21 protein-coding genes are annotated in these 22,111 nt (G+C 44.0%); 18 read left to right on the top strand and 3 right to left on the bottom strand.

Annotated elements, in window-relative coordinates; genetic code table 11:
- The first annotated feature begins 159 nt into the window (after positions 1-159).
- The 16 genes from ABMY42_RS01675 to ABMY42_RS01600 all read left to right on the top strand — a co-directional run bounded on the left by ABMY42_RS01675 (position 160) and on the right by ABMY42_RS01600 (position 16,831).
- On the top strand, positions 160-1,560 hold the full coding sequence (locus tag ABMY42_RS01675; protein WP_005453401.1) for an undecaprenyl-phosphate glucose phosphotransferase: 1,401 nt from the start codon (positions 160-162) through the stop codon (positions 1,558-1,560).
- A gap of 7 nt (positions 1,561-1,567) precedes the next feature.
- On the top strand, positions 1,568-2,776 hold the full coding sequence (locus tag ABMY42_RS01670) for an outer membrane beta-barrel protein (protein ID WP_349265891.1): 1,209 nt from the start codon (positions 1,568-1,570) through the stop codon (positions 2,774-2,776).
- 12 nt (positions 2,777-2,788) lie between these two features.
- Positions 2,789-3,322 (top strand): polysaccharide biosynthesis/export family protein, encoded by a 534-nt coding sequence (locus ABMY42_RS01665; protein WP_005453398.1) that lies wholly within the window; start codon positions 2,789-2,791, stop codon positions 3,320-3,322.
- A complete protein-coding gene (locus tag ABMY42_RS01660; protein ID WP_017819346.1) occupies positions 3,322-5,517 on the top strand; it encodes a polysaccharide biosynthesis tyrosine autokinase in 2,196 nt (731 codons plus the stop codon). Before ABMY42_RS01665 ends, ABMY42_RS01660 begins: the two co-directional genes overlap by 1 nt.
- Positions 5,495-6,304 (top strand): putative capsular polysaccharide synthesis family protein, encoded by an 810-nt coding sequence (locus ABMY42_RS01655; protein ID WP_017188677.1) that lies wholly within the window; start codon positions 5,495-5,497, stop codon positions 6,302-6,304. The genes ABMY42_RS01660 and ABMY42_RS01655 overlap by 23 nt, the downstream gene beginning before the upstream one ends.
- A 2-nt stretch (positions 6,305-6,306) precedes the next feature.
- Entirely contained in the window at positions 6,307-7,359 is a 1,053-nt protein-coding gene (locus ABMY42_RS01650) for a glycosyltransferase (RefSeq protein WP_009697146.1), read from the top strand.
- Positions 7,325-8,575, top strand: coding sequence for an O-antigen ligase family protein (locus tag ABMY42_RS01645; protein ID WP_349265890.1), 1,251 nt, complete (start codon positions 7,325-7,327; stop codon positions 8,573-8,575). Before ABMY42_RS01650 ends, ABMY42_RS01645 begins: the two co-directional genes overlap by 35 nt.
- 72 nt (positions 8,576-8,647) lie before the next feature.
- A complete protein-coding gene (locus tag ABMY42_RS01640; RefSeq protein ID WP_029790091.1) occupies positions 8,648-9,478 on the top strand; it encodes a putative capsular polysaccharide synthesis family protein in 831 nt (276 codons plus the stop codon).
- On the top strand, positions 9,478-10,509 hold the full coding sequence (locus tag ABMY42_RS01635) for a glycosyltransferase (RefSeq protein ID WP_009697149.1): 1,032 nt from the start codon (positions 9,478-9,480) through the stop codon (positions 10,507-10,509). Before ABMY42_RS01640 ends, ABMY42_RS01635 begins: the two co-directional genes overlap by 1 nt.
- Before the next feature lie 8 nt (positions 10,510-10,517).
- Positions 10,518-11,825 carry an oligosaccharide flippase family protein gene (locus ABMY42_RS01630; protein WP_349265889.1) on the top strand — a complete coding sequence of 436 codons (1,308 nt, stop codon included), beginning with the start codon at positions 10,518-10,520 and terminating at the stop codon, positions 11,823-11,825.
- Positions 11,826-11,827: 2 nt separating this feature from the next.
- A complete protein-coding gene (locus ABMY42_RS01625) occupies positions 11,828-12,217 on the top strand; it encodes a VanZ family protein (RefSeq protein ID WP_050922675.1) in 390 nt (129 codons plus the stop codon).
- A 151-nt stretch (positions 12,218-12,368) separates the two neighbouring features.
- Complete coding sequence (gene yqfB / locus ABMY42_RS01620) at positions 12,369-12,689, top strand: N(4)-acetylcytidine aminohydrolase (protein WP_005432046.1); 321 nt, start codon at positions 12,369-12,371, stop codon at positions 12,687-12,689.
- Between the two features lie 50 nt (positions 12,690-12,739).
- The gene (locus ABMY42_RS01615; RefSeq protein WP_009697152.1) at positions 12,740-13,327 is read left to right on the top strand and encodes a TetR/AcrR family transcriptional regulator; all 588 of its coding nucleotides are present in this window, start codon (positions 12,740-12,742) and stop codon (positions 13,325-13,327) included.
- A gap of 102 nt (positions 13,328-13,429) precedes the next feature.
- A complete protein-coding gene (locus tag ABMY42_RS01610) occupies positions 13,430-14,461 on the top strand; it encodes an NADP-dependent oxidoreductase (RefSeq protein ID WP_069688094.1) in 1,032 nt (343 codons plus the stop codon).
- A 15-nt stretch (positions 14,462-14,476) separates the two neighbouring features.
- Positions 14,477-15,094: a glutathione S-transferase family protein gene (locus tag ABMY42_RS01605; protein WP_274877514.1), complete on the top strand. Its 618-nt coding sequence runs from the start codon at positions 14,477-14,479 to the stop codon at positions 15,092-15,094.
- Positions 15,095-15,394: 300 nt separating this feature from the next.
- Positions 15,395-16,831 carry a catalase gene (locus tag ABMY42_RS01600; RefSeq protein ID WP_005451376.1) on the top strand — a complete coding sequence of 479 codons (1,437 nt, stop codon included), beginning with the start codon at positions 15,395-15,397 and terminating at the stop codon, positions 16,829-16,831.
- A 195-nt stretch (positions 16,832-17,026) separates the two neighbouring features.
- Here ABMY42_RS01600 and ABMY42_RS01595 read toward each other — a convergent pair whose 3' ends face one another.
- Both ABMY42_RS01595 and ABMY42_RS01590 read right to left on the bottom strand, forming a co-directional pair.
- The gene (locus ABMY42_RS01595) at positions 17,027-17,905 is read right to left on the bottom strand and encodes an NAD(P)-dependent oxidoreductase (protein WP_017819353.1); all 879 of its coding nucleotides are present in this window, start codon (positions 17,903-17,905) and stop codon (positions 17,027-17,029) included.
- 116 nt (positions 17,906-18,021) lie between these two features.
- The gene (locus ABMY42_RS01590) at positions 18,022-18,390 is read right to left on the bottom strand and encodes a DoxX family protein (protein WP_038899224.1); all 369 of its coding nucleotides are present in this window, start codon (positions 18,388-18,390) and stop codon (positions 18,022-18,024) included.
- A gap of 101 nt (positions 18,391-18,491) precedes the next feature.
- Here ABMY42_RS01590 and ABMY42_RS01585 point away from each other — a divergent pair, with 101 nt between their 5' ends.
- Complete coding sequence (locus tag ABMY42_RS01585) at positions 18,492-19,379, top strand: LysR family transcriptional regulator (RefSeq protein WP_239210742.1); 888 nt, start codon at positions 18,492-18,494, stop codon at positions 19,377-19,379.
- A 326-nt stretch (positions 19,380-19,705) separates the two neighbouring features.
- Here ABMY42_RS01585 and ABMY42_RS01580 read toward each other — a convergent pair whose 3' ends face one another.
- Entirely contained in the window at positions 19,706-21,577 is a 1,872-nt protein-coding gene (locus ABMY42_RS01580; RefSeq protein ID WP_020194036.1) for a fructose-specific PTS transporter subunit EIIC, read from the bottom strand.
- A 233-nt stretch (positions 21,578-21,810) separates the two neighbouring features.
- On the opposite strand from ABMY42_RS01580, the gene ABMY42_RS01575 reads away from it, so the two are divergent.
- Entirely contained in the window at positions 21,811-22,110 is a 300-nt protein-coding gene (locus ABMY42_RS01575; RefSeq protein ID WP_005441202.1) for a PTS fructose transporter subunit IIB, read from the top strand.
- Position 22,111 lies beyond the last annotated feature (1 nt).

Raw genomic sequence — 22,111 nt, 5'->3', positions numbered from 1 at the left:
AGCGAATTTTTAAACTAATTTCCGAATTATGGTGATTGATAGATCGGTTTTCTGCGGTCACCGACAAACACATTTTATTTATCACTAAAAAGCGTTAACGACACGGATATTGGGAAACGACACCCAATGGCGGTAGCGTGTCTTAAGGGAAATTAGGTTATGAAACACAAAGGACTCATACGTTCTCATGAGATGGAATTCGCATTTTTATACCGCATCTCTGATCTCGTAGTCATCGTCTCGTTTATGCTGTTTTTGGTTGTCAAAGATGCCAACACGTCACTCTACAAAGATTACGTTATCCTATCTTTCGTAGGCAGCGTTTCTTTCCTCATCATGGCTGAGAGCGGAAAGCTATATCGTTCTTGGCGCACCAGTTCATTTAAAGAACAAATATTTATCCTGTGCATTTCATGGTTAGTGACCTGCACCTTCCTGTTTATGGTTCTGTACTTTTCTCAAGTACATGTCTTGTTCGAGCGCTACATTCTTGCATCTTGGTTCTTAATTACACCAGTACTACTTCTTTCTTGGCGCGTTGCGTTTCGTGCGGTCTTGGCATACATGAGAAAGATGGGCTACAACACTAGAACTGCAATCATTATTGGTCAAACGCCACACGGTTTAACACTTGCAAATGAACTAGAAAGCCACACAGAGCATGGTGTCTTATTTGATGGTTTCTACGATGAGCGCTCTAAAGACCGATTGCCAGAATCCGAATACCCAATAAAAGGCAATGTTGGTCTAGCCTTAGAACGAGCTAAACGCGGTGAAGTGGATTACGTTTATATCGCTATGCCAATGCACGCTAACGAGCGTATTGCATCATTCCTGACTCAGTTTTCAGACACCACGGCGAACACTTACCTTATCCCTGATTTCTTTACCTATAACTTACTGCACTCTCGTTGGGATCAAATAGGTCAAGTTCAAACACTCAGCGTTTTCGATACACCTTTCGCTGGTATTTCATCATGGGTAAAACGTCTAGAAGATATTGTTTTATCAAGCATTATCTTGCTTCTTATTTCACCAATCCTACTCGCAATTGCTATCGGCATTAAAGCTACATCTAAAGGTCCGGTTATCTTTAAGCAATTCCGCTACGGATTGGATGGCAGAAAAATTGAAGTTTGGAAGTTCCGTTCAATGACCACGATGGAGCAAGGGAACGACGTAAAACAAGCCACCAAAAACGATCCTCGCATTACACCATTTGGTGGGTTCCTACGTCGCACTTCTCTTGATGAACTGCCCCAGTTTATCAATGTTCTGCAAGGCACGATGTCGATTGTCGGTCCGCGTCCGCATGCGGTTTCACACAATGAGGAATATCGCCAAATCGTCGACCGTTACATGCTAAGACACAAAGTAAAACCAGGCATCACAGGCTGGGCACAAATCAATGGCTACCGTGGTGAGACCGATACACTCGATAAAATGGAAAAGCGTGTCGAGTTCGATTTGGATTACATCCACCAATGGTCAGTTTGGATGGACATCAAAATCATCTTCCTGACGATATTCAAAGGATTTACAGGTTCAAATGCGTACTAAGTCGATCATGATAAAAAAGACGTACTTGGGGGTTGTTCTAGTACTAAGCTCTGCTGCTTCAATGGCAGAACCGATGGCTTACAGAACCGAATCAGGCATTGAGTTTATTCCTACCGTAGGCGTGTTTTATGAAGGCAATGACAACATTGCGAAAGCTGACCAAGGTGAAAACGTTGAATCAGTAAATATTTGGGGTGTTGAGCCAAGCCTATTAACAAAGATTGAACGCAATCAATACCGTGCAGACTTGCTTTATAAGTTAAGCGCAGGCTTCTCCTCTGATGAACAAAATGATTACGATGATCATCTTATTCAATTCACTAACTTCTTTGAGTTTAATCATCGTAACCGCTTGGTCTTGGATTACCAATTTCGCGCTCAGCATGAAGAAAAAGGTGAAGAGTTTACTGAGGGGCAAGGAAACAAAATTACCGATCCGTTGGAGTTTCATCGCAATGTTTTCAGATCCAATTACATATTGGGCTCTGACGGTTCAAAAGGACGGTTTGAGTTTGGTATAGGTTACCAAGATAAAACCTATCAGAACTACCGTGATGGACTGCCAGGAAAGCCTGACTCTAAAACCAAATACAACGACTTTCGAGCGCCGAGCGCGCATCTCGAATTTTATTTGCGCGCCACACCCAGGACTTATTGGTTAATCGGAACAAAACAAACCTTAACAGATTATCAAACAGATAATCCAAATGTACCTTCCAAAGATAATCACTCGGGCTTCTATTACACCGGTGCTCAGTGGGAAATCACGGGGAAAACACAAGGTATCGCGCGATTGGGTTACCAAATAAAGGACTTCGATAGTCATCAAAGAGAAACCTTCGAGGGATTTAGTTGGGATATCGGATTGGAATGGCAACCACAGGAACACACGCTCCTGACCTTAAAGACGACTCAAGCTGCGGTTAGCCCAGATCAGGATGGCGATTACAACTTGCAAACTCGTTATACGCTAGCGCTCAAGCAAGATTGGAACAGCTACTTAACCACACGTTTAGAAGCACTCTATCAGCAAGATGACTATACCGGCGTCACACGTAACGAGGATCGCTACGCCTTGTCCGCAGGTGTGGATTATCAAATTAAGCGCTGGGTACTACTTAAGGCAGATTGGCGCTATCAAGATAAAAACTCCAACTTGCAGGGCTATAGTTTTGACCAAAACGTTTGGTCTATCAGTGCCCGATTCTCTTTATAACAAGGAATATCAATGAACCTTTTAACAACGCTGCTTGGCTTAACGCTGGTTCTATTTAGCGCCTTTGTTTCGGCAAATACCAGTGAGCAAGATTATTTGCTCGATACAGGCGATACCATTTCTGTACAAGTGTATGGCGAAGAAGATCTGACGATAAAAAACATCCTAATTACGTCAGATGGCTACTTCGATTACCCATACCTAGGACGCATCAAGGCGATCAACAAAACACCAAAACAGCTGAAATACGAAATAGAAACCGGGCTAAAAGGTGATTACCTCATTAACCCTAAAGTCATGGTCACAATCAACAGCTTTCGACTTTTCTATGTGAACGGTGAAGTAAGAAAACCAGGTGGGTTTGAATATCAACCAGGGCTCACCATAGAAAAAGCGATCGCTCTAGCCGGTGGTTTGACCGACCGAGCATCAAGAAAAAGTATCAACCTTACCCAACATGCAACAGGTAAAACTGTTGAAAGCGTCAACATGCAGCGCTCGGTAGAGCCTGGCGACATTGTATTTATCGATCAGAGCTTCTTCTAATGACAGGCAATTCAATGAACGGAATTCATTCTACTCATCCTTCTTCCAATCGCATCGAGTTGATTCGTTTTGGGCATCACTACCGAACACTTAAAAAGAATTGGTTAAGCATTTTAGCGTTTACCATCATCTTTTCTCTCACTTGCACTTGGTATATCTATTCGAAAAAGTCGGTATACCAAGCCACTGCTACCCTTCTTATTCAAGAAGAGCAAAAAAGTGCACTCTCAATTGAAGAAGTGTACGGCGTGGACACCACTAAAAAAGAGTACTTTCAAACTCAAATCGCCATTCTTAAATCAAATCACATTGCCGACAAAGTGATTACTCAGCTTAACTTAACCCAGCACCCTGAGTTCACAGGGTCAAGTAGATTTGAGCAGAAAATCGATGAGATTAAGTCCATCCCACTAGTACAAGATGTGTTACGAGTGTCTCCAAACCCTGAAGAAACTCAACAGCATGCAAAGCCATACTACCAAGCTCTTCAAGCATTCAAAGAGAAGCTAGAGATCGAACCTGTACGTAACACTCAGCTAGTGAAAATTCGCTTTCGCTCTACTGATCCCGAGCTTGCGACCAAGATTGCGAATGCCGTCGGTCAGGCATACATCGATACCAACTTCGAAGCCAAGTTAGTAATTACTCAAAACGCAGCGACTTGGTTGACCAATAACTCACAAAAGCTAGAACAACGCTTGAGAACGTCTGAGCAAGCGCTACAAGACTTCTTATTGCAAGAAGGTCTTATTGATATCAATGGTATTGATGATATCTACGCCAGTGAACTCGAAGAGCTAAGCCGCAAGTTAAATGCCGCGATTAACAACCGTATTGAAGCGCAGACTCTGATCGACCTTTTGAAGCGTAAATCTTCACAAGACTTAGATAGCCTTCTGTCTATCGACGAATTTGCAAACCAAGCGCAGATCCGCGATCTTAAACTTTCTGAAGCTCAAGCTGAGAAAAATGTCTCTGAGCTTTCTCAACGCTATGGACCAAAGCATGACCGTATGGTTCAAGCTAGGGCTCAGCTAGATTCAATTCGCACCCGAACTCAACAGCTGATTCGCGAAATCTCATTCAGCAAACAACAAGACTTACTCGCAGCGAAAGCGCAAGAAGATATGCTTCGCGCGGAATTAGACAGCAAAAAGTCAGATTTCCAAATGTTAGGCTCCCAAAAAGCCAAGTATGAGCAACTGAAGCGAGAGGTCGAATCGAACAAAGATTTGTATGAAGCGTTTTTGAACCGCGAGAAAGAGACCAGCGCCACTAGCGATTACAAAAACGTCACTGCGCGTTTTACTGATCCAGCAATCATTCCGCTTTTCCCGATTGCGCCACAACGTATGAAGCTGGTGTTAATTGCGACCTTCTTTGGTTTTGCTATTGCCTGTGCGCTTGTCATCATTTTAGAAACATTGCGTGAAGTGATTCGTACTTCTTCAGATGTACAAGAAAAGCTGGGTGTCACCTGCCTAGGCACAATACCAAGAGTGAAAAAGCGTAATCTACGCAAAGGTGGGGTGAGCTATACCGCTTATCTCGACAAAGATGAGAAACTGTTCAGCGAAGCCTGCCGCTCGGTCAGAACCTCTCTCCTCCTCAGATTAACAAACTCGAAACAGAAAGTGCTCCCTTTCACTTCAGCTATTCCAGAAGAAGGCAAAACATCAACGAGCATCAATATGGCAGTGTCTTTTTCCACCATGGAGAAAGTCTTGATCATCGATTGCGACTTACGCAGACCATCGATCGCCAAACGTTTTAATATCTCGGAGTCGAGCCCTGGACTCACCAATATCCTTACGATGGATACATCGCTAAGTGAGTGTATTGTTCGCAGCGAGGAGGCGAATCTAGATGTATTGCCTGCAGGGATTATTCCACCAAACCCACAAGAGTTGTTGGCATCCGATCGTTTCGACAAATTGATCGAATACCTCAAGGGGAAATATGACCGCATCATTATTGATACGCCTCCACTGCTATCAGTGAGCGATGCACTCATTCTAGGTAAGAAAGCAAACGGATTAATTACGGTAATCCGATCAGAATCGACCAAGGCATCATTGGTTAACGCAGCGCTATCTAAACAAATTCAACACTCAGTTCCTTCGCTTGGCGTTCTGATTACTCAGGCAAAATCAAAGGAAGGAGAAGCGAATTATGTCCAGCAGTACGCCTATTAGCCTTAGCATGCAGTGGTACCAACTGTTAAAGGAGCAGGACAGCCCGGTACTGATTTATCAAATGGGAAAAGTGGGGTCGAGCGCGTTGGAGAAATCGATTCCAAAATCGATTCATCTACACGATCTGATGTCTATCGATGCAGAAAAACAGATATCTCCAGTTCGTGCACAACTGCATAACCCTGCGACTAACTACATCAAGCGCTTATTAAAGCGCTTGATCATGAGTCGCATGCTCAAGCGTAAGAAACAAGTCCGCATCATTTCTTTAGTGCGTGAGCCGATTGGTCGAAACATATCCATGTTCTTCCAATCCCTACCATTCTGGATGGCGGCAAAGTACTTAAACGATGACAGTGCAGTACGCTCTGAACGTTCTCAATTGTTACATGAAGCTTTTGAGGAGCATGTAAACCATCAATATCCATTGGAATGGTTTGATAATGAAATCAAGCCACTCACTGGCATCGACGTGTTTACACACCCTTTTGATCATGAGCTTGGATATCAAGTTTACCAAAAGGACAACTTCTCTCTTATGGTTGTTCGTGTCGATAAACTCGATCAGTCACAAAAAGCAATTAGCACCTTTTTACAACAAGAAGTAAAGGTGCAGCATGACAACCAAGCCGATAACAAGTGGTACTCCCCTCTTCTTGTTGAATTTAAACGTACTTTTCATCCCAAAGTAGCGCTCATTGAAGAAATGCTCACTTCTAAATTCACTAAGCATTTCTTTTCTGCATCTGAGATCGAAAAGTTCAAAAAAGATTACTTATCTGCCTAATTATGAAAACAAAAATACTTCATATCATCAATGACTTATCCAAAAATGGGGGCGCGCAAAAATTCCTTGTGGATCTTGTGATGGAACACGCACCTCAATACGATATAAAGATTCTTGTATTGTGCGATGACAACGACTATCTGGACTTGTTATCTGCTCAAGGCATCGAATGTTTTAACTGGAAAACGCTTTCACTAAAAGAAAAGTGGTCACTGTTGCGTTGGCCTGATTTAGTTCATGGTCACCTATATCCTTCCATCTATCTCGCGCTATTAGCTGTGGGGAAAAAACGAATTCAAACCGAGCATTGTTCTTATAACCGCCGCCGTGACTACCCCCTATTCAAATTCATGGAACACCTGCTTTACAGAGGTCATAACCTTACTGTTAGCATCAGTGAAAAAGTGCAAGAAGAGCTCGTGAAATTCATGCCTCACTACCAACACAAATATCGTGTTGTACACAATGGCGTTGATCTCGAACGTTTTCCAATGGTCGCAAAGTCCGCCAGTTCAGTGCTACAAAAGCCAGTTATTAATATCGGTATGGTCGGAAGACTGCATGAGCATAAAGACCATGAAACCTTGATTCGTGCGACTGCCCTAATGCCGACCAATTATGAGCTTCACTTAGCGGGAGATGGTAGTAAACGCACCGAACTACAGTCTCTTAGTCATCAACTCAATATTGCCGAAAGGGTTCATTTTCACGGCATCATCTCTGATATTCCGTCATTCCTGAGCGACATCGACGTATACGTCCAGTCTTCTAAAGTGGAAGGCTTCGGTTTAGCTGCGGTTGAGGCGATGGCAGCAGGTTTGCCAGTATTGTCTTCTGACGTACCTGGATTAGATGAAGTCATGGGCAGCAGCGAATACCTGTTTGATCTGGGAGATTCAAAGCAACTTGCCCACAAATTAACTCAACTTTGCACCACCCAAGAAATGTACAACAGAGCAAGCGAGTACTCAGTTAATCGCGCCAAGTTATACACCATCGACAAATTCCGAGACGGTTACTATGGACTTTACCAGCAACTCTGCACCAGTAAGTAGTCGCATCTCATTACTGGCAGCAATTACGCTCTCCCTCTTTTTCGCACCATTTAAAGTGGGAGCAGGTAGCCTCGTACTCGCGCCTTCCGATATTGCAAGCTTGCTCTCGATCGGTTTGGTGACTCTTATCATACTGGAAGGTAAGACCCATGCATTGCTACATCCTCGCATGGGCTTCTTATTACTGTTTACCTGCTATGTTTTTGTCAATGGACTTCTTAATCGTGTCCCATTTATGCCCTTGGTTACGGAGACAGTTCAATGGGTTGCCATATTAAGTTTGCTGTGTTTGCTTTACGCCTACGGTGTCTTTAACGACGACCGAATCATGGTCTATTTTACATACAGCTTACTGGTGATTTGCTCTCTTGTTGCGCTGTGGCACTTCTCACAAGGCTACCAGAGTGGATTCAAGCTATTGGGCGTGAGTAAGTACGCCTTCGGTGTTCTCTGCTCCCTACTCTACCTTTACAGAGACAAAATCCGCGCTTTTCCCCTATTAATGCTATTTGCATTCGTACTACTGGTTCTTTCTCAAGAGAGAAAAGCATTGCTCGGTTTTTGTTTGTTGGTTTTTATGGATCAACTGGTGATCAAGCGATTAGTACGACAAACCATCAGTGAGACCTACACTTGGACTGTTCTGATTGGGGTAAGTTTAGTCATCTTCTTCGTCGTATCAACAACGCTTTACGTGGGTTTTGACCAGCTTGCAGACAAGCTCGAAATTACTCAGGAAGACATCCTATTTGCTAACCAAAGTGAAGCGCGTTGGGTCTCCAATTTACACCGTAAATTGCTCTTGGCAAACGGGTTAGACATCTTGCTTCAATATCCAATTTTAGGTGTCGGAGCAAAGATGTTACCTCACTACATGATCAACTACTTTAACTACGATGAGTTAGCGATTTACACCCACAACTTTGTTCTAGATACCTCTATCGAATACGGGCTATTAGGCATTTTGTTGTTATTTGGTGGTTATGTGCACTTTATGAAGGGCTGTTTCAACTCATTGGAAGAGAATAGAAAGAGCTTCCTACTCGCAATCTACGCTCTAATCATGGTGTTTTTTGTCGCCGTGAATACCACCATCATTTTAATACTTTTACTACCCGTCATGATCAGTAAAGCAAGGCATTATAACCTCCAGCAAGAGACAACCGTTTCGGCAGAGTTCCACTCTCAACCTGCTCATGATTCAAAACCCAATTAACTGATTTCGCCACCAACCAACAAATAGAAATGGCGAAGAGCAAACAATTTAAAGCTATCAAGGATAGGATAAATGAAATATTCAATCTCTCGACAATTTGAGAAAAACCGAGAACTTCAAGCAGACAATTTCGTGCTGGTTTACCAAATGGGTAAAGTCGGTTCGTCGTCTATTGAGCATACTTTGGGTGAGCGTAAAATTCCGAGCTACCACATCCACACGTTTGATGATCACGAAGAGTTCCAGATGTACCACAATAAAAAAGATGTGAGTAAATTCTTCGACTTTAAAAACCGCACCATGTATCGCCTTGTTCTCAACAAAAGAAAACGCATCTTACAAAAGCGCGACAACATCAAGATTGTGACTCTGGTACGTGATCCAATTGCAACGGTTTTCTCCCGCTTTTTCCAAGACCTGCATATTCAATTCATCGAAGGCAAGAAAAACGACGCTATCCATCGCGATATGGATGTGACTTACAAACATTTAGAGCATTGCTTCGATAACTACCTTAACCTTAATTATTTTGCTAACTGGTTCGATAACGAGCTTAAACGTAACTTCAACATCGATGTACTTCGCCAAGAGATTGATAACACTCAACCTTTTTATACATTCAGTAATGAAAAGGCGAGTGTCATTCTAATTAAATGCGAACAGCTGAGCTCCCTTGATAAAGAGATCGGTGAGTTTCTTCAGCTTGATGATTTTATTCTTAAAAACAGCAACGAAGCAAAAAACAAGTGGTATTCCAATATCCATCAGTACTTTAAAGAGCGTTACGACTTCTCCAAACTTTTCTACATGTACGATCTTCCTCTTTATCGTCACCTTTACTCAGAGCAAGAGCGTGCAGCATTTAAGAACAAGTGGAAGCAAACTCCAGGGACCAAAGCATAATGAAGAAAGTACTGCACATAACCGAAGCTTTTGGCGGTGGGGTTCAAACAGCACTCTACAGCTACGTTCACTCTTCGCGTAGCGAAGCATTCGAGCATTCATTGCTTGCTCGTGCTCGCTCAAATGATATGACTAATGAATCAAGCAACCATGTCTTTAGCCACACAAAATGGGTAGAGGGCAACTTATTGCAATTCATGAAGGACGCAAACGCATTCATTGCGGAGATCAAGCCAGATTTTGTTCACTTGCACTCAAGTAAAGCGGGCTTCCTCGGTCGATTCTTAAAGCTCGGTCATGCTCGCCTTATCTACACGCCCCACTGTTATGCATTTGAACGTGAAGATATTTCCAATTTTGCCAAACAGATTTACAAGACGTTAGAAAAAATCGCGCTTAAAAAAATCGATGTTGTTGCTGGGTGCAGTCAACGCGAATGCGATTTAGCCATCAGCATAGGCGCTAAGCGCGCTGAGTTACTCAATAACTACGTAACCTATGGTAGCGAAGAGCGCAGTCCAAATACTAACAAAACTCAACTGAAATTGGTCATTCTAGGGCGAGTCGCTCCACAAAAAGATCCTCAGTTCTTGCTTGATACACTCGGTCAAATCAAAAAGGCTGAGTTAGCACATGATATTGATATCACTTGGATTGGTGGCGGCGAGAGAGAGCTTGAAGATCAGTTACGTGCACAAGGTATTAAAGTCACGGGCATGATTCCACGAGATGAAGTCGTTAGCCTACTCAAAACTTCGGATTTGTACTTACATACTGCTGCTTGGGAAGGTATGCCGCTGACCATTCTTGAAGCGGCGAAGCTGCATTTACCTATGGTCATTCGCTCTATCGGTGCCACCAAAGATCTTAACTACCCTTTCTTGGCACAAGGTCCACAAGAGATGGCAAAACAAATCACCCATTGCATTAATCACTACCACGATATTGACTTCAATCAGTACTCAAAGGAGCTCAATGAAACATTTAGTGAAGAAAAACAACGAATCGCGCTAATCAGCATTTACAGCTAGAGGATCAAATGCTTCAACAACTACAACAAAAGCGCGCAGCCACTCAGAACAAGGAAAAAAGTCTGTTTTCCCTCGGCTTTCAAACCGCAGTTACCCGTGTTCTGAGTGCTGGTTTTGCGTTTCTTTTAACGCTCATCGTTTCCCGAGTCACAGATGCATCGACATCAGGGCAGTTTTTCTTTTTGTTTAATCTCGCTTACTTCACTGCCATTATTTCTCAGTTAGGATTTGATGTTTCGCTTGTTAAGTACAACGCTATTGGTTTCTCGAATAACAATAGTGAGGAACAGAGCAACAACTACCGTATCGCGCTAGCACGAAGTCTGTTGTTTAGTGTAGCAGCGTGTACTTTTATCTACTTGGCATTCAACTTTTTCCCTAAACACGTAAACACAACTGGCGTTTCCGACGCTGCACTGGCACTTGCTTTGTTGTCGATCCCATTACTCGTTATTGGACAGACAAATAGCCGAGTATTGCAAGCCTCTAGACGAGTTGTCCCCTCGCTATTTGCGTTACAACTCGGCGTGAGCTTCTTTATGGTTGCGCTGGTATTAGTGGCTCAGAGAGCTTACTCAATTGATGCAGACCTCCTTATGATTTTACTCGTCATAGCAACAGGGGCTGTCGCTCTCCAATCGAGCATCAAATGGCTTAAGTCTGATCAATATAGTCATGGGAAAACGGAGAAAAATACCGAGCTAACCTATTCAGCAAAACAAGTTTGGTTTGGCAGCATCTTTTCCAATTTGGTTCAGTGGGGCAGCTTGGTCATTGCGGGTTTCTTTCTCGCAACTTCCGATCTTGGCTTACTTGCAGCAGCACAACGCACCTCATTACTCATTGGCTTTGTGTTAGTCACAATTAACTTCGTCGTCGCTCCGATGTTTGCTTCACTCTATAAGGAAGGAAAACTAGATCGACTGCAAAGCCTTAGTCGTTTGGCATGCCGTGCAAATATTGGAGCAGCACTGATTCCCGTGGTTGTGTGCGTCGCCTTTCCTGAGTTTGTTATGCAACTGTTTGGCAAAGAGTTTACTGCAGCTGCGCCCTTACTCGTTGCATTGTCGCTAGGGCAACTAGTGAATGTGGCAACAGGTTCAGTTGGGTTTTTATTGCTTATGAGTGGACATGAAAAGACCATGAAATACATCACTATCGTATCTGGTGTCATCTCCATTACATTACTGGTCACGCTCTCTCAATGGTACGGCGTATTAGGCGCAGCTTGGGCAATGGCGATAGGTTTAGCAATCCAAAACTTAGCCGCACTCTACTTCGTGAAACGTTATCTTGGCTTTTTTCCAGTGGGGTAAATATGACAAATACGATTGCACGAATTAGCTTTATCGGAGTGTTACTACTGACGATTTCTCTATCGCTTTGGAAAAGTTCTGATATCAGTCATGCCACGTACCAAAATCTAGAGAATTATGTCGGCGGCTCAAGTACGTTACATTTTACCTTTAGCCTTTTGATTGGTTTTCTAGCCGTGTTTAACTTCCCTAAATGGGTGACAGCAACAAACGCGGACATGTTTGGTATTCGGTTACTGATCGTCCTATTGTTTATCGTCTCTTTAGAGGAGTTCAGCCAATTGTTTATCGCAACTCGCTCCTTCAGTTTTGATGACTTAAGCACTAATTGGATCGGTATTATATTAGGTTATTTCTGTGCCAAACTTATAAAACTCATTGTTAAACAATAACATTTTCGGCGCACTCAACACTCTAAAGCGACAAACTACACACCTCGAAATAGCGACTCTACATAGGCGTCTTTGGTGAGCACTTTTTTGGATATTTTTCTTAAAGGGCGAGATATACTCTCGCCCTATTACATTAATATGAGCATCGGTTATGTCTTCGCATCCAACTAAAATCACCTTCTTTGAATTCCTAACACCACTTATCACTGCAGGTAAAAAGACAATCACGATTCGTGATGAATCAGAAAGCCACTACGTGCCCAATACCGAAGTGGAAGTGTTTACCTTAGAAACAGATCGCAAGGTATGCGACATTAAAATCCTGTCAGTAGCACCACTGAAGTTTGATGACATCAACGAGTTCCACGCAGAACAAGAAGCGATTGAACTGCCAAAACTGAAAGAACTTATCCGTGAGATCTACCCAAATATCGATGAGCTGTATGTGATTGAATACGAACTGATCAAGTAAGAATCACAAATTACTAGACGACTGGTCTAATCGCTTTTATAGTATTAGTCATGAATGCAAAAACGAACGATACACGCCAACACATTCTTGATGTCGGCTACCAGTTGGTAGTGACCAAAGGTTTTACCAGTGTTGGACTCTCAGAACTATTAAAGGTAGCGGATGTGCCGAAAGGCTCTTTCTACCACTACTTCAAGTCGAAAGAGCAATTTGGTGAGGCATTGATTGAAGATTACTTCTCTCGCTACCTTAAAATGATCACAGCCCACTTTACTGAAAGTGAAGGCTCTGGTTCCGAGCGCCTGTTGAGCTACTTCGAGCGCTGGATGGCGATTGAAAATGGTCAATGTAATGCCAACAAATGCTTGGTGGTGAAGTTGAGCGCGGAAGTTTCTGATCTTTCAGAAGCAATGCGTGTAAGACTGGCTTCGGGTGCCACTCAAGTGGTGAAAGCCATCGAAGATTGTGTCCAAGCGGGCATTGAAGACGGCTCTATCCAAGTTGAATCAGCAGAACAAACCGCCCACTTGATTTATCATCAATGGATTGGTGCAAGCTTACTCAACAAACTGTATCAGGATCGTTCCGGCTTAATACGCAGCTTTGAGAGCACTCAAAGTATGCTAAAAGGCAAATAACGAACCACACTTAATCCGCCTTATCTTTACCCAAAAAGTACGGCGGATTTTTTAGGAACAAAAACTAGACGACTGGTCTAATAATTAATGTAGGAACTTACCATGACCCAAACGCTTAACCGTCAAATCGTATTGGCTAACCGTCCAAAAGGTTCGCCAGTCCCAGAGAACTTCCGTTTAGAACAAACTGCTATCCCTACTCCAAGTGAAGGTGAAGTGCTTCTGCGCAGCGTATACCTATCTCTCGACCCATATATGCGCGGTCGAATGAATGAAGGCAAATCCTACGCAGATCCTGTTGAACTAAACGACGTAATGGTTGGCGGGACCGTTTGTCAGGTCGTGGAATCGAAGAACTCTGACTTCCAAGCAGGCGAATGGGTGGTAGCTTACACAGGTTGGCAAGATTACGCGCTATCTAACGGCGAAGGTCTATTTAAATTAGGCAGTGAGCCGACGCATCCTTCTTATGCCCTTGGTGTGCTTGGTATGCCTGGCTTTACCGCTTATGTGGGTTTATTGGAAATTGGTCAGCCTAAAGCTGGTGATACCTTAGTTGTCGCTGCTGCAACCGGTGCGGTCGGTTCTATGGTTGGTCAAATCGGTAAGCTAAAAGGTTGTCGTGTAATCGGTATCGCAGGCGGCGCAGAGAAGTGTCAGTACGCAAAAGAGACCCTAGGCTTTGATGATTGTCTTGATCACACCGCAGATGACTTTGCAGATCAACTAGCAGCAACATGCGACAAAGGTATCGATGTCTACTTTGAAAACGTAGGCGGTAAAGTCTTTGATGCCGTGTTACCTCTGTTAAATGTCGGCGCTCGCGTGCCACTTTGTGGTTTGATTTCTCAATACAACGCGACAGCGTTACCAGAAGGTCCCGATCGTATGTCGATGTTGATGGGCAACATCCTGGTCAAACGCATCAAGATGCAAGGTTTCATCATTTTTGATCACTATGAGCAAAGCTACACAAATTTCGTGAAAGATGTAAGCCAATGGCTAGCGGAAGGCAAAATCCACTACCGTGAGCATTTAGTAGAAGGTTTAGAAAATGCGCCAGAAGCATTCATCGGTCTGCTGGAAGGCAAAAACTTCGGCAAACTTGTTATTAAAACTAATCAACCTGTATAAGAAAAGGATTCTTCTATGATTAAACTGCATCACTTAAACCAGTCTCGTTCAAAACGCATCATTTGGTTACTAGAAGAGCTGGACGTAGATTATGAAGTCATACCTTACCTTCGTGACAGCGTCACATTTCTTGCTCCACCTGAGCTCAAGAGCATTCACCCACTCGGCAAGTCACCCGTATTGGAAGATGGCGACGAGATCGTTACAGAGTCTGGTGCCATCACTGAATACTTAATTGAGAAGTACGCGGACGGGCGTTTTGCACCAGAACGTGGCAGCAAAGCTTACACGCAATACATTCAATGGATGCACTTTGCAGAGAGCTCAGCCATGGTTCCATTGCTTCTCAAAATGTTTGTCGCTAAAGATGGCGCAAAGACCAATTTCCTAGCTGACTATGCAGATGCGGAAACCATGAAAGTCATGGGTTACGTTGATCAAAGCCTTAAAGGAAAAACCTACTTTATTGAAGAGCGGCTAACAGGCGCGGATTTCATGATGTCGTTTATTGTCGACATCCTAAACAAGTTTGGCGTTATTGAGCGTTTCCCTAACATTCAACGCTATGGTGCACAGCTTGCCACTCACCCAGCATTCCACAAAGCTGAAGAGCTAGAGGTAAAGTATGGCTAACTTAATGACTGCCAATCTGCGCTGAGTAGCCTAAGTTTCTGTCTATTTCCGATTTAATTGAAATAGACAGAAATTATTCATATAAGCCATATTCAAGAACAACCTTTAATCCATACGACAAATAATGTTAATTGACACAAAGGCATTGTTTAACAAGCACTTAAAGCATAGGTGATACCTATCACACTGATTGCTAATAACAGTTTTTTTATTCTCAGTTGCAGCGCTATTCTCCTTGCATAACTTTCGAGCAGTTGCCGAAAAGTCGATAAATAATCACTATATTGCAAGGAAAATCAAATGAGCAAAAAACTGACTACAGCAGCAGGTTGCCCTGTCGCCCATAACCAAAACGTTATGACTGCTGGTCCTCGTGGCCCTCAACTATTACAAGACGTTTGGTTCCTTGAAAAATTAGCGCACTTTGACCGCGAAGTGATCCCAGAGCGTCGTATGCACGCAAAAGGCTCTGGTGCTTACGGTACGTTCACTGTAACGCACGACATTACAAAATACACTCGCGCGAAAATCTTCTCTGACATCGGTAAAAAAACAGAACTATTCGCTCGCTTCACGACCGTAGCTGGTGAGCGCGGTGCAGCAGATGCAGAGCGCGATATCCGTGGTTTCGCACTAAAATTCTACACTGAAGAAGGTAACTGGGACTTGGTTGGTAACAACACACCAGTATTCTTCCTACGTGACCCGCTAAAATTCCCAGACCTAAACCACGCAGTAAAACGCGACCCTCGCACTAACATGCGTAGCTCTACCAACAACTGGGATTTCTGGACATCACTACCAGAAGCATTCCACCAAGTGACTATCGTAATGAGCGACCGTGGTATCCCAGCTTCTTACCGTCATATGCATGGTTTTGGTAGCCACACATTCAGCTTTATCAACGCAGAAAACGAGCGTTACTGGGTGAAATTCCATTTCAAAACTCAGCAAGGCATCAAAAACCTAACTGACCAAGAAGCAGAATCAATCGTCGGTAAAGACCGCGAAAGCCATCACCGTGACCTTTACGAAGCGATTGAGCGTCAAGACTTCCCTAAATGGAAGATGTACGTACAGATCATGCCTGAGCTAGAAGCGGATGAAGTCAACTTCAACCCATTCGACCTAACAAAAGTGTGGTCTCAAAAAGACTACCCACTGATCCCAGTTGGTGAGTTTGAACTGAACCGTAACCCAGAAAACTTCTACGCAGAAGTTGAGCAATCAGCGTTCAACCCAGCAGCCGTAGTACCTGGTATCGGCTTCTCACCAGATAAGATGCTACAAGGTCGTCTGTTCGCTTACGGCGATGCTCAGCGTTACCGTCTAGGTGTAAACCACCATCAAATCCCAGTGAACGCACCTCGTTGCCCTGTTCACAGCTACCACCGCGATGGTGCAATGCGCGTTGATGGCAACTTTGGTTCAACACTGGGTTACGAGCCAAACTACAAACAAGAATGGGCAGAGCAACCAGATTACTCTGAGCCACCTCTACGCATCAATGGCAATGCTGATCACTACGATCACCGTGTAGACGAAGACTACTTCAGCCAAGCGGGTGACCTATTCCGTCTGATGAGCGAAGAGCAACGTCAAACTCTGTTCGACAACACAGCTCGCGCAATGGACGGTGTGCCAGAGTTCATCCAACAGCGCCACGTTCAACACGCATACCAAGCGGACGAAGCGTACGGCAAAGGTCTTGAGATTGCACTAGGCTTAAACAAGTAAGCAAACGCTGTAATCATCACACTATGTGATTAAAAGACATAAAAAAGGAGGTGCCCTACAGCACCTCCTAGTTTTAAATCATTAATCCTTAATCACTAGTCACAAACCATGCTCAAGGAGATTCATTATGATTAACTTAGATTTCTTTAAGCTCTTTGATACCAAAGAACTGTTTATCTATTACTGATTCATCAACTACTGATTTTTAGCGACCGCTTTGATCAGTACTGATGTATCCATGCGACCTAAACCATCTCGTTGAAGGTCTGCGTATTGCTCATCCACTTTCTTAGTCAGTGGAAGTTCTAGACCCACTCGCTCTGCTTCTTGCAGACAGAAACCCAAGTCTTTGCGCATCCAATCAATAGCGAAGCCAAAATCGAACTTATCTTCCGCCATCGTATTTGCACGGTTTTCCATCTGCCATGAGCCTGCAGCGCCATGCTTCAGCGTTTCTACAACTTGAGCGATGTCCAAACCTGATTTTTGTGCCAGCAACAAAGCTTCACTCAGACCTTGTAAAACGCCACCAATACAGATTTGATTTACCATTTTACAACGTTGCCCCTGACCGTTTTCACCCAGTAGCGTCATCTGCTTCGCGTACACATTCATCGCTGGAGAGACACGAGCAAAAATGCTTTGTTCACCACCACACATGATGGTTAGAACACCATTTTCTGCGCCCGCTTGACCACCAGAAACTGGCGCATCAATGAAGTGATTGCCGTATTTAACACACGCTTCAGCCAGTTCAACCGCTAGGTCTGCAGAAGTCGTTGTGTGGTCCACTAACACAGCATCCGCTTTCAAGCCGACCAGAATGCCTTCTTCACCGTAAACAACGCTACGAACGTCATCATCATTACCCACACAGGTAAAAACGATGTCACAGCCTTCTGCCGCTTCACGTGGAGTTTCACAAGCCACGCCTTGGTATTCTTCAGCCCACTTGTCAGCTTTCGCCTTTGTGCGGTTGTATACTTTGGTTTCATAGCCCGCTTTACTTAGGTAACCAGCCATTGGGTATCCCATCACACCCAGACCAATAAATGCTACTCTTAGTTTTTCCATTGCAAGCCTCCTTGAATTCGAAATAAGTGACGTTTTGAAACTATTACTATTTGAAACAGTTACTATTTGAAACATGTTACTAAAGATTTCAGAACATTACTTGCAATAATTTCGTCTTAAATAAGCGCAACAAACTCAATCAAAGGCGAAGCTACCAAAAGTGACAATAAAAGCGTCACAATAGACGGAATCGCATCTTTCCAAGTATCAAAACGAAAATGGAAAAACATAGCACCAACGGAGGTGAAAACAATAAAACTTGCACCTATCGCACTTAACAAGTTGTTCGCCGATAACAATCCAATTAACATCAAAATTGCACCCGTCACCTCAACCAGTCCAACCAAAAACATAGCGGCACGGTTCAATCCATATTTATGAAAGAAAGCGAGCTGTGGCTCAAAAATCGGCTTCACCCAACCGATGATTTTGATCGAACTGGCAAACAAGAAAAACGCGATTAACAACCCTTGAATCAACACCATAATTTTAACTCCCGAACAGATGATGGAAGTATTAAAGCATTCCACTTAAAACTTAAGGAGAGTAGTATTTAGCTACTTATCATTCCAAACAGGAATGCATCATGGATAAATTTGATTGTTTGAAAGTCTTTTCTCGTGTCGCTCAGTTAGGTTCATTTACTTCCGCGGCTAACGAACTCAATACCACTCAGAGTGCGGTAAGCAAGAAGATCGCTTGGCTTGAACGAGAAGTCGGCATTACTTTGTTTCACCGTCATGCACGTGCCATCAGCTTAACTTCTGGTGGAAAGCAATATCTCGAGCTGGCGCAGACACTCACAGAACAAATGGATTCCTTCGAGTCGCAGCTTAGACAAGAGCAAGCGTCGGTCTCTGGCGAGCTCAAGCTTTCAGTGCCGAGTGCGTTTAGCGTTCGCTTGTTATCTGCGCCACTGAATGAGTTTCTCAACCAACATCCGGAGCTTAGCGTCGATGTGTCAGTTTCGGACAAGTTTGTCGATTTAGTTGAAGGCAATGTTGATATCGCGATTCGTGCCGCCTACCTAAAAGACTCGGGGTTAAAAGCGCGTTGGTTGATGGATAACGAATTGGTTTACTTCGCTTCTCCAAGTTACATCGACAAGCGCGACCCTATTCTTAGTGCTAACGATTTGAGTACGCACTGCTGCTTAACCTACTCACTCTCCAATCCGTCTAACTTGTGGCGTTTTAGCGATGGAAATGAAACCATTAAAGTCAAAGTGAAAGAGCAGGTTCGAAGTGATAGTCCTGAGATGTTGGTGCAAATGGCAAAGCTTGGGCAAGGCATCGCTGCAATGCCAAAATGGATGGTAGAACAAGAGCTTAACAATGGTGAACTGATTCAAGTATTAACGCAATATCAATCAGTTAAGCTACCAATGTACTTGGTTTACAAAGATAGTGAGTACCAACCTCAGCGCATTCGCACTTTCATTGATTTCTTGGTTAAGCACTTTTCTCAGGGATAAAAAAAGCTCCATCAAAAATGATGGAGCTAACTAGCTGATAGCCTTATTTGGGATTATCCCCAAGTGACTTCAAGATGCAGTATTCAGAGCTTGGTCACTGACTCGAGTTCGAGGAAAACATCGCAGCGTAATAGTGATCTATTTCCAAAGAGTTTGACAAAGAAATCGCTTCAGTGACAAGCTCCCGAAGGGCGAGTTGATTTGGTTTGCATACTTTGTTAACGATTTTTGATTTAGCACCACTAGAACTTCAAATCGTTGCCTCGTCTGAAAACCAAATCATTCTCGCTGAACCATGCATATCGAGGTTACTTGGGGATATGTACTTAAGGGATTCTTTTCGCCTGCAACAGTGCTGCTGCATTGAGCATTGCGTCTTTAGTACTGACATCCAGCACCTTCATTTTTCTGAATCGTTCTGGCTCTTTGATGGCTACATCGTGAGCGAAGATTACAAACCTTGCCTTGGCGATATCTTTGTCAGTGATTCGGTTAATGATGCCGTTCGCACCTTGCGTTTCGACCTTAATCTTAATGCCTAACGCACAGGCGGCTTTCTCTAGTGACTTCGCAGCTAAGAAGGTATGCGCCACACCTGATGGACAAGATGTCACGGCAAGAATATCTGCTTCGCCCTCGCCTTGCACAGACGTATAAGCTTGAGATTGACCAACCGGACTATCGTCTTCTGTGACTGTCTTCTTAAGCGCAATAACAATCAATGCTGTGGTAAACGAACCTGCAATTGTGCCAACTATGTAGCCAATCTTGCCGTCCACAACTGGCAGCACAATCCAGCCGCCCCACGGAGCATGGTTAATGACATGGAACATAAACCCAATCACATTACCGACGATACCACCAGCAACAATCGCAGGCAATACGCGAGCTGGGTCTCCGGCAGCAAACGGAATCGCCCCTTCGCTGATGCCAATCATACCCATGATGCCCGCGGCTTTACCCGCTTCACGTTCATCACGTTTAAACTTACTTGGCGATAGAAAAGTTGCTAACGCCATACCTAAAGGCGGGGTACAAATCGCGATACCGACACCACCCATCAACCACGGCTGAGTATTCACCTGTGTCTGAGCAAACAAGGTCGCCACTTTGTTGATAGGACCGCCCATATCAAACGCGGTCATTGCGCCCAGTACGGTGCCCAACATCACTTTACCTGAGCCAGCCATACCCGTGAGCACATCGTTCATGGTCGTCATTGCGCTGGCGATAGGTGAACCAATCACCCACATCACTGCGCCACAGGTGACAAACGTACCAACCAGTGGGTAGATAAAAATCGAGCCGAGGGAGCTCATGCTGTCCGGCAATTGAATCTTCTTCAGTAGCCAAACCACAAAGCCTGCGAAAAATCCGACCACAATCGCGCCCAAGAAGCCAGTGTTGTAATGACTAACCGCAATCCAAGATCCAATCATTCCCGGAGCAAGACCAGGCTTATCAGCGATCGAATAGGCAATGTAACCACCTAATACCGCGGTAAATAGTGTCAGACCAGCAATACCCATTTTGGCGATATCAGCCAGAATGCCTTCTTTCGGAACCCCACCATGACCTGAGATCATCACAGAGAGAGATAGCAATACACCGCCCGCGACAATAAACGGGATCATATGTGAAGTGCCGAACAGCAAGTGCTCTTTCATTCTGCTCAGCTTTTGTGCCCAAGGGCTAAGGGGTTCAGATGCGAATTCCAGAGGATCTAAACCTGAGTCGTTTGCGTTCGACTGAATGTCAGTGAGTAGTTCGTGCGCTTCATCCACTGACTTCGCCGCTTTTAGCTTATTGACGAAACCATCTTCAATGATTTTAGTGGAGATTTGTGCCAAAACTTCGATGTGGTGATGGTCATCCCCATCTGGAGAAGCCAGCATGAAAAATACGTCAGACAGTTCGCCATCATCAGCACCGTAATCAATCCCTTTGCGGCTGATGCCCACTGCAACTGCGGGTTTTGCGACCGCATTGCTTTTGGCGTGAGGAATGGCAATACCCTCGTCAAAGCCGGTATTGCCAATCTCTTCTCGTTTCCAAATGTCCGCCAAGAACTGACTTTTGCTAGTGAGCTTGCCCGCCGCGTCCAACAATTCGACGAGCTCTTTGAGCGCTTCATCTTTGGTTTGAGCCTGCAAATCCAAGCAAATGGTTTCCGGTTCAATAAGGTTTAATATGTCCATTGTTTGTACCTTGCAATGTTCACGCTCGAGAGTCATGAGTTATTTGTTCCATCTATGACTGTGTACAGAGTAACCAACACTCGTCCTTTCCAATACAGGACAAAAAGTGCATTAACTGGATTAATGTAACATGAGATTTAAACTGTGATAGAGCTCTTGCGATTATCTGCTTTAAATCCATCCTTCCGACGGTCACTATGCTAAAATCCACAAAAAAATAAAGTGGATAGAACATGAAGATCGTAGCGGTGACAGCGTGCCCTACAGGCATCGCTCATACTTATATGGCGGCAGATGCACTAATGAAAGCTGCGCCTAAGCATAACGTACAAATTAAGGTTGAGACGCAAGGCGCGATGGGTATTGAGAATCAGCTCACTCCCCACGATATTGCACAAGCGGATCGTGTCTTAATTGTGTCCGATATTGAGATTGAACAACCAGCTCGCTTTGAAGGCACCAACAAAGTCCAAATCCCGATTGAAGACGTGTTACTCAATGTCGATAAAGTATTCCTTGTACACTGTCGATGAT

The sequence above is a fragment of the Vibrio sp. SSH13-20 genome (assembly GCF_040104475.1).
In the GTDB taxonomy this organism is placed as follows: domain Bacteria; phylum Pseudomonadota; class Gammaproteobacteria; order Enterobacterales; family Vibrionaceae; genus Vibrio; species Vibrio harveyi.
This window is presented reverse-complemented; position numbering and strand designations above follow the sequence as displayed.